Source organism: Erwinia sp. QL-Z3 (assembly GCF_004551645.1).
In the GTDB taxonomy this organism is placed as follows: Bacteria; Pseudomonadota; Gammaproteobacteria; order Enterobacterales; family Enterobacteriaceae; genus Erwinia; species Erwinia billingiae.
Map to the genome: position 1 here is coordinate 3026491 of NZ_CP037950.1, position 13180 is coordinate 3039670.

Sequence of the window (13180 nt, forward strand, 5' to 3'; positions counted from 1 at the left end):
ACCAGAAGGGCTACACTGGGAAAGAACAACAAAAGGAGAGCATTCGATGATGCGTCTGTTGATATTGGCAGTTTTTTCGCTGCTGCTGAGCGCCTGTGGTTCATCAGGCTTCGAGTCGCATTCCGGCTACACCGTTGATACCCGCCATCCCGCGTATGGCGCCCGTCCCCGTATTAAGGTGCTGGTGATCCACTACACCGCGGAAGATTTCCCCAGCTCGCTGGCTACGCTCACCGATCGTGACGTAAGCGCACACTACCTGATTCCGGCGAAACCGGTGGAGAAAGCACATCAGCCGGTGGTGTTTCGTCTGGTACCGGAATCACAGCTTGCCTGGCATGCGGGCCCCAGCTTCTGGCGGGGAGCCTCCCGATTAAATGACACCTCGATCGGCATCGAGCTGGAGAATCAGGGCTACAGGCGAACGTCTGCTGGCCAAATCTGGTACCCGTTTGCGCCGTCACAGATTGCGGCGCTGGCTCCGCTGGCCAGAGATATCGTACGGCGTTACAACATCCTGCCGCAGGATGTTGTTGGGCACAGCGATATCGCCCCACAGCGTAAGCAGGATCCTGGCCCACTATTCCCCTGGCAATGGCTGGCAGAGCAGGGGATAGGCGCCTGGCCGGATGCCGGACGGGTCAGTTTTTATCTGGCAGGCAGGCCGCCGGAGCAACCGGTCGATCACGCCCATTTGCTGACGTTGCTTTCGCTTTATGGTTATCAGGCCAGTCCGGAGATGACGGCAGACGAACAGCGTAAGGTGATCGCGGCGTTCCAGATGCATTTCCGCCCCGCAAATTATTTAGGGCTGCCGGATGCGGAAACGGAAGCGACGGTGAGAGCGTTGCTGGAAAAGTACGGCGAAGGTTAGGGTGATGGGAAAGTAAAAAGCCCATTCCCCATGGTGGGAGTGGGCTGTGCAGGGTTACGCGGCGAGGAACGCCTTCCACTGCGCCACCAGCGTTTCCAGCGCGTGGCGGTCAATATCCAGGTGGGTTACCAGACGCGTGACGGCACCGGTGCTGATCAGGATATTCTGCTGCTTCATCCACGCTTTCACCGGTTCAATCTGCGCGTCTGGCAACCTTACAAACACCATATTGGTGTCCTGACGGGACACATCCACGCCAATCGCTTTTAACTGCTCTGCCAGCCAGGCGGCATTGTCATGGTCGTCTTGCAGACGGGCGACGTTATGTTCCAGGGCATACAGGCCTGCAGCCGCCAGAATGCCCGACTGACGCATCGCGCCGCCGGTCATTTTACGCCAGCGGCGGGCGCGCTGAATGTATTCGGCGCTGCCACACAGCAGTGAACCTACCGGGGTGCCGAGCCCTTTTGACAGACAGATGGTCAGCGTATCGCAGTAGCGCGTTAGGGCTTCCAGCTCGACCCCGAGTGCCACGCTGGCGTTAAAAATACGCGCACCGTCGACATGCAGCGCCAGCTTGTGCTGACGGGTGAATTCCCAGGCGTCTTTCAGATAGGCAATCGGCAGGACTTTACCGTTATGGGTGTTCTCAAGGCTGAGCAGTTTGGTCATCGCGAAGTGGAAATCGTCAGGCTTGATGAACTGCGCCACGACATCCAGCGGAAGCGTGCCGTCAGCGGCCGCCAGAATCGGCTGTGGCTGAATGCTGCCTAACACCGCGGCGCCGCCAGCCTCGTACTTATAATTATGCGCCAGCTGGCCGACAATATACTCCTCTCCACGCTGACAATGGCACAGCAGCGCGATCAGGTTAGCCTGGGTGCCCGTGGGTAAAAACAGGGCGGCTTCTTTACCGGTTAACTGCGCGGCCCTGGCTTCAAGTGCATTGACCGTTGGGTCATCGCCGTAAACATCATCCCCGGTTTCTGCGGCCATCATCGCTGAAAGCATCGCCTGGCTGGGGCGGGTTACCGTATCACTGCGTAAATCAATCACACCTGAGCTCCTCTAATGAAAACGGACGCCGTAGCGTCCGTAAAAAAAGACCTGCAAATGTTTTACCGCAGCCAGTTGGTTTTTGCCAGTTCAACCACTTCGTCACCACGGCCATTGATCACCGCCCGCAGCATATACAGGCTGAAGCCTTTCGCCTGCTCCAGCTTGATTTGCGGCGGCATGGCCAGCTCATCTTTGGCAGTCACCACATCGACCAGCACCGGACCATCGTGATTCAGCGCTTCCTGCAGGGCTGCATCAAGGTCTGACGCGCGCTCCACGCGGATCCCTTTCACCCCACAGGCGGTGGCAATCTCCGCAAAATTCGGATTTTCCAGGTCGGTACCGTCGGTCAGATAACCGCCGGCCTTCATCTCCATCGCCACAAAGCCGAGGACGCTGTTGTTGAACACCACCAGTTTTACCGGCAGTTTGAGCTGAGCAACCGAGAGGAAATCTCCCATCAGCATACTGAAACCGCCATCGCCACACATCGCTATCACCTGACGCTGCTTGTCCAGCGACTGCGCACCCAGCGCCTGCGGCATGGCGTTAGCCATCGAGCCATGGTTAAAGGAGCCAATCAGCCGGCGTTTACCGTTCATCTTCAGATAGCGTGCGGCCCAGACGGTCGGCGTTCCGACGTCACAGGTAAATATGGCGTCGTCGTCGGCAAAGCGACTCAACTGCTGGGCCACATATTGTGGATGAATCGCCTGTTTATCATTGGCGGTTGCCAGATTATCCAGCTCTTTACGCGCATCGACATAATGCTCAAGCGCCTTATCAAGGAAATCGCGATCCTGTTTAACCTCCAGCTGCGGTAACAGCGCGGCGAGCGTGGTTTTGATATCGCCAATTAACGCCATATCGACGTGACTGTGCGATCCAATGCTGCCGGGATTGATATCGATCTGAATGATTTTCGCATCGGCAGGATAGAACGCCCGATAAGGGAACTGCGTGCCCAGCAACACCAAGGTGTCCGCATTCATCATCGCATGGAAGCCAGACGAGAAGCCGATCAGCCCGGTCATGCCAACGTCATAAGGATTATCGTATTCTACATGCTCTTTGCCGCGCAGCGCGTGAACGATCGGCGCTTTCAGCGTCTCGGCCAGCTTGACGACTTCCGCATGCGCGCCGGCACAGCCGCTGCCGCACATCAGGGTGATGTTATGTGAATCATTTAGGAGTTCGGCCAGCTTGGCCATCTCAGTGGCTTGCGGCTGCACCACCGGCAACTGAGGCGGATACCAGTTAGCCGTCGCACCTTCCGGCGCCAGCTTCAGCGCGACATCACCCGGCAGCACCACCACGGACACGCCGCGATTAAGAATGGCTTTGCGCATGGCGATACCCAGTACCTGCGGAAGCTGCTCCGGGTTGGAGACCAGCTCGCAGTAATGGCTGCATTCGCGGAACAGTTCCTGCGGATGGGTTTCCTGGAAATAGCCGCTGCCAATTTCGCTGGATGGAATGTGCGCGGCAATCGCCAGTACCGGAACGCGGTTGCGGTGACAGTCAAACAAGCCGTTGATCAGGTGCAGGTTGCCGGGGCCACAGGAACCGGCACACACTGCCAGTTCGCCGCTGATTTGTGCCTCGGCACCGGCGGCAAAGGCGGCCACTTCTTCATGGCGGGTCGGCATCCATTCGATGGTGCCCATTTTGTTCAGGCTGTCGCTCAGCCCGTTCAGGGAATCTCCGGTAACTCCCCAAATGCGTTTTACCCCGGCGCTTTCTAACGTTTTCGCCACAAGGGCGGCTACGGTCTGTTTCATGCCTTTCTCCGTTTGGCTTATCTCAAATTAGTCAGAGTAAAGCATAGACGAAGGCGGGGCGTTGTCAGGGCGAGGGCGGTAGTCAAACGTGCGGTTTACGGCAGCCCGCAGGCTGCCAGAGACTCAGGAGGAGAACAGCGCGATCAGAATGGGCGCAAACAGGCTCAGCAGAAAGCCGTGAACAATGGCCGCCGGTACGATCTCCGTTCCGCCGCTGCGTTGCAGCACGGGAAGGGTGAAATCCATGGAGGTTGCGCCACACAGCCCTAGCGCGCTTGAGCGGTGACGTGAGATCAGCGCCGGGATCAGCATTATCGCCAGCAGTTCGCGCATCAGGTCATTAAAGAACGCCGCGCTGCCAATCACTGGCCCGAAGGATTCAGTCATCAGAATGCCCGACAGCGAATACCAGCCGAAGCCAGACGCCATCGCCATGCCGGTTTTTAGCGGCAGGCCAAGCAATAAGGCGGTCAGCACGCCACCGACCATCGCGCTGAGGAACACCACCATCGCCACCATCAGGCCACGACGGTTGAGGATGATCTGGCGCAGCGTCATGCCACTGCCGCGCAGCTGTAATCCCACCAGGAACAGCAAAAACAGCAGCGCGTATTCGCTGGCCAGCGAGGCAAATTTCAGCGGCGCCCAGTGGCTCAGGCCCAGCACAAATCCAATCACCACCACACCGCACAGCTTTAATGAATCCAGCGCCATATGCAGCCGCGAAGGAAGGGCTTCCTGCCGGTGTTTATGTGTCCACGGACGGCGCGATTCCAACAACCGCAGCGCCAGCAAATTACAGATCAAGATGCAGACCGCACTGACCGCGCAGTAATGGAAAATAGACAGCAGATTGCTGCTCAGATCGTCGAGAAAGGCCAGGCTGATGCCCATAAAAAACAGGATAACGTACACCATCCAGCTGAGAAGCTTATTTACCAGTCGCAGCAAAGAGGGGTTTTTAGTCGGCAGAATGTAGCCGAGGATCAGAGGAATAAGAATGATCAGCAATCCTGAATACATGGGGCAGGTCGTCCGTGGGGAGAATTTGTGGCGTCAAGCTAGCGAAAATTCTTAGCGGAGTAAAGCAAAGTTCCCGTCTTCACCGGCCTCGTCGGGTTACCCGTACTGGATATGGAGCATTTCCTGCATAAGCTCGGATTTTCAGAGGGTTATCATAACACTGCTCCGTTGCCAGCCAGCGTAGCGATGAATTCTGAATTTGCTCCCTTGAAAAGAGGCGTAGCAGCCCAATCTTAAAGGTATTGCCGGATGTCAGTCATAAAAATGCCAGCGTGCATGGCTGGCATTTTACTGTAGGGTTGTTCAGAATGAGGTAAGGAAAGGTCAGGCACTGACTGCCATCGCCATTTCCACAGGGACAATGAGGCTGGCATGATTGCCCTTCGGTCCCTCATGCACATCAAACTGGACTTGTTGCCCGGCTTTCAGCGTTCTGTATCCATCCATCTTGATGGTCGAGTAGTGCGCGAAGATATCCTCGCCGCCACTGACTGGACAGATAAAGCCGAAGCCTTTGGCATTATTGAACCATTTAACAGTACCCGTCTCCATGCTTCTACTTCCCTCGCAAGACATTCGAATGAGTGAGGTGGCGAGGCTTAAAGCCTCTAAGCTGGTTAAAACGCATTCAGCTTATGCCTGTACTGTAGAGATTTAGCATTGAGCGTCAAGCAAATGGGGCGTTCAAACGGGGACGAAATCATCAAAATTTGAAGCAGTTAACGCTATTGCGAATTTTGTGATGGAGGTCGCGTAGCGGCAGTTTGCAGAAAAAAATCACCGGCGTGGGCCAACATTCTGGGCGTGTTAAACATACCCTTAATAATGTTAGTCTGACCTGAGTAAGTAACGTGTTGAGATTGGGTACGTATGGCAAACACTAACGATTGGCTTAACTTTGAACACCTTGCAGATGACAAGCTCCGTGAAGGGCTTAAGCCACCTTCGATGTATAAAGTTATTCTGAACAATGACGATTATACACCTATGGAATTTGTTATTGACGTACTGCAAAAGTTCTTTTCTTATGATACTGAACGTGCAACGCAACTGATGCTTGCGGTCCATTACCAGGGAAAGGCGATCTGCGGTGTCTATACTGCTGAAGTAGCAGAGACCAAAGTCGCTCATGTAAATAAGTACGCCAGGGAGAACGAGCATCCGTTGCTGTGTACGCTGGAAAAAGCCTGAATAAGGCGATCTATTGGGGGAGGTGCCTATGCTCAATCAAGAACTGGAACTCAGTTTAAATATGGCTTTCGCCAGAGCGCGCGAGCACCGTCATGAGTTTATGACTGTCGAGCATTTGTTACTGGCATTGCTCAGTAACCCGTCGGCCCGCGAGGCGTTAGAAGCCTGCACGGTCGATATCGTGGCTCTCCGGCAGGAGCTCGAAGCCTTCATCGAACAAACCACCCCGGTCTTGCCGGTCAGCGAAGAAGAGCGCGACACTCAGCCGACGCTCAGTTTCCAACGCGTATTACAACGCGCCGTATTCCACGTGCAGTCATCCGGTCGTAGCGAAGTTGCGGGTGCTAACGTCCTGGTCGCGATTTTCAGCGAGCAGGAGTCGCAAGCCGCTTATCTGCTGCGTAAGCATGAAGTCAGCCGTCTTGATGTGGTTAACTTCATTTCCCACGGGACGCGTAAAGATGAACCGGGTCCGGCGTCAGGTGCGGAAAATCCGGTCAACGAAGAGCAAGCAGGCGGGGAGGATCGTATGGAAAACTTCACCACCAATCTTAATCAGCTTGCTCGCGTAGGTGGGATTGACCCACTGATCGGGCGCGATAAAGAACTGGAGCGTACTGTTCAGGTACTTTGCCGCCGTCGTAAAAATAACCCATTACTGGTGGGTGAGTCTGGCGTCGGTAAAACCGCCATTGCGGAAGGCCTGGCCTGGCGCATTGTGCAGGGTGACGTGCCGGAAGTGATGAAAGATGCCACGATTTATTCGCTGGATATCGGTTCACTGTTGGCGGGCACCAAATACCGTGGTGATTTTGAAAAACGTTTCAAAGCGCTGTTAAAACAGCTTGAGCAGGATACCAGCAGCATTCTGTTTATCGATGAGATCCACACCATCATCGGTGCCGGTGCTGCATCAGGTGGCCAGGTTGACGCCGCTAACCTGATCAAGCCGCTGCTCTCCAGCGGGAAAATTCGCGTGATGGGTTCCACAACCTATCAGGAATTCAGCAACATCTTTGAAAAAGACCGTGCGCTGGCTCGTCGTTTCCAGAAGATCGACATTACCGAACCTTCTGTCGACGAAACCGTGCAAATCATCAATGGTCTGAAGCCGAAATACGAAGCTCACCACGACGTGCGCTACACCGCGAAAGCGGTCAGAGCCGCCGTGGAGCTGGCGGTGAAATACATCAACGACCGTCATTTGCCTGATAAGGCGATTGACGTGATTGATGAGGCGGGCGCTCGCGCACGTCTGATGCCGGTTAGTAAGCGTAAGAAAACGGTTAACGTGTCGGATATCGAATCTGTGGTGGCCCGCATTGCGCGTATTCCAGAGAAGAGTGTTTCTGCCACCGACCGTGACACACTGAAAACTCTGAGCGATCGTCTGAAAATGCTGGTATTTGGCCAGGATGATGCGATTGAGGCCTTAACCGAAGCGATCAAAATGAGTCGCGCCGGATTGGGTCAGGATCGTAAACCTGTCGGTTCCTTCCTGTTTGCTGGCCCTACGGGCGTCGGTAAAACTGAAGTGACCGTTCAGCTGGCGAAAGCGCTGGGCATTGAGCTGCTGCGTTTCGATATGTCGGAATACATGGAGCGTCACACCGTCAGCCGTTTGATTGGTGCGCCTCCAGGCTATGTTGGTTTCGATCAGGGCGGCCTGCTGACGGATGCGGTGATTAAGCATCCACACGCGGTAGTACTGCTTGATGAAATCGAGAAGGCACACCCGGATGTCTTTAACCTGCTGTTGCAGGTAATGGACAACGGTATGCTGACCGATAACAACGGCCGTAAAGCCGATTTCCGTAACGTGGTGGTGGTGATGACCACGAACGCCGGCGTGCGGGAAACTGAACGTAAGTCGATCGGTCTGATCCACCAGGATAACAGCACCGATGCGATGGAAGAGATCAAAAAGATCTTTACGCCAGAGTTCCGTAACCGTCTGGACAATATTATTTGGTTCAAACACCTCGATACCGAGGTTATCCATCAGGTTGTCGACAAGTTTATTGTCGAACTGCAGGCGCAGCTGGATGCGAAAGGCGTGTCGCTGGAAGTCAGCGATGATGCCCGGGACTGGCTGGCAGCGAAAGGGTACGATAAAGCAATGGGCGCACGTCCAATGGCGCGTACCGTGCAGGAATGCCTGAAGAAACCGCTGGCAAACGAACTGCTGTTTGGTTCGCTGGTGGATGGCGGCTCCGTGTCGGTGGCTCTCGATAAAGAGAAAAACCAGCTGACCTATGACTTTGTTAGCGCTGAGAAGCGTAAAACGGTTGGGTCAGAACACTAAGCTGTTCGATAGATAGAAAAAAGGCCGGATATGATATCCGGCCTTTTTTTATGGGTGCTGCGGCTACGGGCGGCAGCACGGCTGAATGCTAATTAGCGACTACGGAAGACAATGCGGCCTTTGCTCAGGTCGTACGGGGTCAGCTCAACAGTGACTTTGTCGCCCGTCAGGATGCGGATATAGTTTTTACGCATTTTACCGGAGATGTGAGCGGTAACCACGTGTCCATTTTCTAACTCAACGCGGAACATGGTGTTAGGTAACGTATCCAATACGGTACCCTGCATTTCAATATTGTCTTCTTTGGCCATCGAATCCTCTAGGTGTTACAACCTTAGTTTTGAACCGGCAAGATAATGCCGAATTTCAAGTATTATGTAAAGAATTGTTGGTGATTTCACCAGCATCAACTCCTCTGTTACGCGTTTCGCGCAGAGGAGCTCACGATTAAAAATGTGCAGTGTACGACGTCAGCGTGGGGGAAATGCGGGCTAAAAATGGGTCTCGCATTCGCTCCTGTGCGCAATGCAAACCGAAAGACAAAGTGCGTTAATATTCCCAGCCAGGCCAATCCCGGCTCGCCAGTGACAGGAGGCGATGGGCGGACGACATACCAAACGCGCATATTATATCACTGTTATCCACTCTTGCGTGGAAAACATCGTTTAATCCCACTAAAAAAGGGTCTGCGGCTGCCAACAGTTCGTTGAAAGCGGCTGATCTGCCAGCGAGTTGACCTGATGCAGGTAATCCGCACGGCCTATCTCCTCAGCGCCAAGCGAAGCGGTATGCGGGTTCAGCACCTGGCAGTCGATCACTTTTCCGCCTTGCTGCTGAAAATAGCGGCTGAATACCAACAATGCGGTTTTTGAGGCATTTTCTCGCCGGCTGAACATCGATTCGCCACAAAAAATCTGTCCCAGCGCCAGACCGTATATCCCGCCGACCAGTTCATTCTCATGCCAGACCTCAATCGACTGCGCATGTCCTGCCTCAAACAGCTTCAGCCAGGCGCGGCGAACTTCATTGGTTATCCATGTCCCTTCTTCACGATTGCTGGCACAGCCTTCGATAACATCATAAAAGCTCTGATTAAGCGTCACGCGGTAAGGTGACTGCTGATGAAAGCGCTTCATGCTGCGGCTGAGGTGGAAGCTTTCTGGATAAAGCACCGCGCGCGGATCGGGCGACCACCACAGAATTGGATCCCCCGGTGAGAACCAGGGGAAAATGCCACGGTGATAGGCGCTCAGCAGGCGGGCAGGGCTGAGATCGCCCCCCATCGCCAACAGGCCATTAGGTTCACGCAGCGCCATTTCCGGCGGCGGAAAGTTGAGTGACTCCCTTGAGAGTTGGATCAGGCGCATGTTAACAGCCTCTGCGGCACGAGAGGCTATGACTATAGCGCAAACCGCTGGTGGAAATACCAGTAGCGACCGCGTTTTGAGATTAATTCGACATGATTTCCCTGCTCAATGATCCTGCCGCTGTCCATAATGCAAATTTTGTCGAACTGCTGCAGGCCTTGCAGGCGGTGAGTCACCATAATCATCGTTTTGTCTTTGGCGACCTCGTGAAGTAACGCCAGAATTTGCTGCTCTGTTTCAGCATCAAGGCCTTCGGTCGGTTCATCCAGCAGCAATAAATCACCGTTATGCAGTAGTGCACGCGCAAGACCCAGCCTTCTTAACTCGCCACCGGAGAGCTGACGTCCACCTTCTCCCAGCCAGGCATTCAGCCCCAAATCATCCTCCAGCAACCCGCCAAGGCCCACCTGATTAAGGACTTCAACCAGTTGGGCGTCGCTGCTTTGCGCTGAGGCCAGCAGCAAATTTTCCCGCAGCGTGTTACTGAAAAGGTGAACACGTTGTGTGACCACGCTGGTGGCCGCACGCAGAGAAGCTTCATCCCACTGCTGCAGTGGCTGCCCGTTGAGGAGCAGGCTGCCATGCTGTGGATCCCAGGCGCGAGTAAGAAGCTGGAGGAGTGTCGATTTCCCGCAGCCCGTTCTGCCCAACAGCGCGACATGTTCCCCTTGGGCAACGTCCAGTGAGAGGCAGTCCAGCGCAGGATGATGATCGCCATAGCTGAAGCTCAGATCCTTGATGCTCAGGGAAATGCCTTCGCGTGGTGGAAGGGGAGTGTGGGCAAAATGCACCGCAGGTTGCTGGTTAATCACTTCAGAAACCCGCGTCGCTGACGCCATCACCTGACCCAGGTGCAGAAACGCGCCCCCAACCGGCGCCAGCGCTTCAAAGGCCGCCAGAGCACAAAACACAAACAGGGCAATAAAGGCACCAGGCTCCGTCAGATGACCGATGCCGCCCGCGCTTAGCCATAAGATCAGCACCACGGTAAAGCCGGTAATCAACGTCAGTAACCCCTGAGAGAGTCCCATCAGGCTGGCCTGACGTTGCTGCGCAGCCATCCAGCGTGCTTCAGTCTGGTCAAGATTCTGGCGGAAGAGTTTAGCCGCTCCGTAAAGTGCCAGCTCTGCCTGAGCCTGTAGCCAGTCGGTCAGCTGACTGCGGTATTGACCGCGTAATGCGGTCAGAGCGATACCTGCCGGCCTGCCAGCGCGATAAAACAGCGGAGGAAGCAATAGCAGCGTCAGTAACATCAGGCCGCCCAATATCACCGCCAGATGCCAGTCCAGCCAGCTCAAGCCAACGGTTACAGTAAGAATCACCACTAAAGCGCCAAACAATGGCGAGATGACGCGCAGATAAAGATGGTCAAGCGTATCGACATCAGCAACCAGCCTGTTCAGCAAGTCGCCTTTACGATAGCCACTTAATCCCGCAGGGGAGAGCGGTAGCAGTTTGCTAAAGGTAAACACCCGCAGATGCTGAAGGACTCTGAATGTGCCATCGTGGCTGACCAGGCGCTCGAAATAGCGTGCTGCAGTGCGGGTGATCGCCGCACCCCTGACACCAGCGGCTGGCAGCATGTAGTTGAAGCTGTATAAGCCGGCAAAGCCTGCCACTGAGGAAGCGGCCAGGAACCAGCCGGAAAGTGTTAACAGACCGATGCTGGCCAGCAGGGTAATAATGGCCAGCACAATTCCCAATGACAGCCGCCAGATATGACGGCGATAAAGGGCCAGAAACGGCATTAACGTTTTCATTCTACGGTCTCCTGACGCCTGGCAGCCAGTTCGGCAAAAGCACCGGGCGAGCGCATAAGTTCAGCGTGGTCACCTTGCTGCAGGATTTTGCCGTTGCGCATCAGCCAGATTTCATCCCAGCGCCCCAGTTGATCCAACTGGTGGGTGATCATTAAGGTGGTCTGACTGAAGGAGGCGGCCAGCAAGGCTTCATTAACCCGCTGTTCACTGCGACTGTCGAGGCTTGAACCCGGCTCATCAAGTAACAGGAAATGGCAGGGCTTATACAGCGCCCTGGCCACTGCAACACGTTGCGCCTGACCGACTGACAGGGAAGAGGCCTGCTCACCGATTTCACTTTCCAGTCCATTCGGCAGCTGTGAAAGGAACTCTTTTACGCCGGCCTGCTGGCAAACGTTGTCAAGCTTGATCGGGTCAACCCGGCCGGCCAGCACAATATTCTGCCGCAACGTTGCCGCAGGGAGGTGAGGGTTCTGTCCAACCCAGGCAAGTTGCTTTTGCCAGAACTCAGGCGAGAATTCCCGCAGTTCAGTCCCATTGACCCGCAGCGAGCCCTGGTAGGGCAGAAAACCCAGCAATACGTTAAGCAGCGAGGTCTTACCCGCACCGCTTTGCCCGACCAGCGCCACGCGCATGCCAGGAAGCAAGGTGAAATTCAACGGTCCAGCCAGTACCTTGCCATCCGGGGAAAGGATCTGCAGTTCCTGTGCCTCGAAAGTCAGGCCATGCTGCGTATCAATCACCTTTTCGCCTTGTAAAGAGGTCAGGGTTTCGCTCTGATTCAGGAAGGTTTCCAGTGCATCAGCGGCGCCGACGGCCTGCGCTTTGGCATGATAAAACGCGCCGAGATCGCGGAGTGGCTGGAAGAACTCCGGCGCGAGGATCAACGCAAGGAATCCGGCAAACAGCGTAACGCCGGAGCCATAATGGCCAAAATTGAGTTCGCCGAGGTATGAGAAGCCGAAATAGACCGCCACAACCGCGATCGACAGTGAGGCGAAGAACTCAAGCACGGCGGAGGAGAGGAAAGCCAGGCGCAGGACTTCCATGGTTCGTTGACGGAAATCATCCGAAGACTGGCGAATGCTCTCGGTTTCCGCTTCTGCACGATGGAACAGGCGTAAGGTTTCCAGCCCACGTAAACGATCGAGGAAGTGGCCACTGAGCCTGGCCAGCGCTTGAAAGTTACGGCGATTGGCATCCGCCGCACCCATACCGACCAGCGCCATAAACAGCGGTATCAGCGGCGCGGTACACAGCAAAATGAGCGCAGCGGCCCAGTTTACAGGGAACAGGGCAATCAGAATAAAGCAGGGGATAAAAACGGACAGCAGCATTTGCGGCAGATAGCGGGAATAGTAATCCTGCATATCTTCGATTTGTTCCAGCAGCAGCGTGGCCCAACTGCCCGCAGGTTTACCCTGGATCCAGGCCGGCCCCAATGCGCTAAGCTGGTTAAGGACCGTACGTCGGAGCGTGGTTCGGATAGCTTTGCCACATTCGAATCCCACTTTTTCGCGTAGCCAGGCCAACACACCGCGCAGAACGAAACAGCCGAACAGCAGCACGAACGGGGTGACTAAGGCTTCTCGTGGCGTGTGATCAACAATCAACGCCTGTAGCAGTGAGGCCAGCAGCCACGCCTGACAGACAATCAGCAGGGCGCTTAACATGCCAAGCATCAGAGAGAGCCGTAACCAGCGCTTACCCAGCCCGGTCTGGCTTTTTAACCAACGGAGTAACTGTTGCTGCCGTGTTTTGTTCATGCTTTTCCAGCTGAGCGTTAGACGAAAGAGGAGAAAACATCCCTGCTAAAAACA

At 55.0% G+C, this 13180-nt stretch carries 11 protein-coding genes; 3 read left to right on the forward strand and 8 right to left on the reverse strand.

Annotated features, from left to right (window positions below):
- Window positions 1–46: 46 nt before the first annotated feature.
- Window positions 47–874, forward strand: coding sequence for an N-acetylmuramoyl-L-alanine amidase (locus tag E2F51_RS14720; protein WP_209215444.1), 828 nt, complete (start codon window positions 47–49; stop codon window positions 872–874).
- A gap of 54 nt (window positions 875–928) precedes the next feature.
- Here the strand turns inward: E2F51_RS14720 and ltaE are convergent, their stop codons facing one another.
- The 4 genes from ltaE to cspD all read right to left on the reverse strand — a co-directional run bounded on the left by ltaE (window position 929) and on the right by cspD (window position 5289).
- Window positions 929–1930 (reverse strand): low-specificity L-threonine aldolase, encoded by a 1002-nt coding sequence (gene ltaE, locus E2F51_RS14725; protein WP_134823809.1) that lies wholly within the window; start codon window positions 1928–1930, stop codon window positions 929–931.
- Between the two features lie 62 nt (window positions 1931–1992).
- Entirely contained in the window at window positions 1993–3714 is a 1722-nt protein-coding gene (gene poxB, locus E2F51_RS14730) for a ubiquinone-dependent pyruvate dehydrogenase (protein ID WP_134823810.1), read from the reverse strand.
- Window positions 3715–3837: 123 nt separating this feature from the next.
- Window positions 3838–4737, reverse strand: a complete 900-nt coding sequence (locus E2F51_RS14735; protein ID WP_134823811.1) for a lysine exporter LysO family protein — start codon at window positions 4735–4737, stop codon at window positions 3838–3840.
- Window positions 4738–5061: 324 nt separating this feature from the next.
- Window positions 5062–5289 carry a cold shock-like protein CspD gene (cspD, locus tag E2F51_RS14740; RefSeq protein WP_013201507.1) on the reverse strand — a complete coding sequence of 76 codons (228 nt, stop codon included), beginning with the start codon at window positions 5287–5289 and terminating at the stop codon, window positions 5062–5064.
- A gap of 318 nt (window positions 5290–5607) precedes the next feature.
- On the opposite strand from cspD, the gene clpS reads away from it, so the two are divergent.
- Together clpS and clpA are read left to right on the forward strand one after the other, a co-directional pair.
- The gene (gene clpS, locus E2F51_RS14745) at window positions 5608–5928 is read left to right on the forward strand and encodes an ATP-dependent Clp protease adapter ClpS (RefSeq protein WP_013201508.1); all 321 of its coding nucleotides are present in this window, start codon (window positions 5608–5610) and stop codon (window positions 5926–5928) included.
- 28 nt (window positions 5929–5956) lie between these two features.
- Complete coding sequence (gene clpA, locus E2F51_RS14750) at window positions 5957–8233, forward strand: ATP-dependent Clp protease ATP-binding subunit ClpA (RefSeq protein WP_013201509.1); 2277 nt, start codon at window positions 5957–5959, stop codon at window positions 8231–8233.
- A 92-nt stretch (window positions 8234–8325) separates the two neighbouring features.
- Here the strand turns inward: clpA and infA are convergent, their stop codons facing one another.
- The 4 genes from infA to cydD all read right to left on the reverse strand — a co-directional run bounded on the left by infA (window position 8326) and on the right by cydD (window position 13126).
- Window positions 8326–8544: a translation initiation factor IF-1 gene (gene infA / locus E2F51_RS14755; protein ID WP_002211347.1), complete on the reverse strand. Its 219-nt coding sequence runs from the start codon at window positions 8542–8544 to the stop codon at window positions 8326–8328.
- A gap of 363 nt (window positions 8545–8907) precedes the next feature.
- Entirely contained in the window at window positions 8908–9600 is a 693-nt protein-coding gene (gene aat, locus E2F51_RS14760) for a leucyl/phenylalanyl-tRNA--protein transferase (RefSeq protein ID WP_134823812.1), read from the reverse strand.
- 32 nt (window positions 9601–9632) lie between these two features.
- Window positions 9633–11360: a cysteine/glutathione ABC transporter ATP-binding protein/permease CydC gene (gene cydC, locus E2F51_RS14765; protein WP_134823813.1), complete on the reverse strand. Its 1728-nt coding sequence runs from the start codon at window positions 11358–11360 to the stop codon at window positions 9633–9635.
- A complete protein-coding gene (gene cydD / locus E2F51_RS14770) occupies window positions 11357–13126 on the reverse strand; it encodes a cysteine/glutathione ABC transporter permease/ATP-binding protein CydD (RefSeq protein ID WP_134823814.1) in 1770 nt (589 codons plus the stop codon). Before cydD ends, cydC begins: the two co-directional genes overlap by 4 nt.
- Between the last annotated feature and the right edge of the window lie 54 nt (window positions 13127–13180).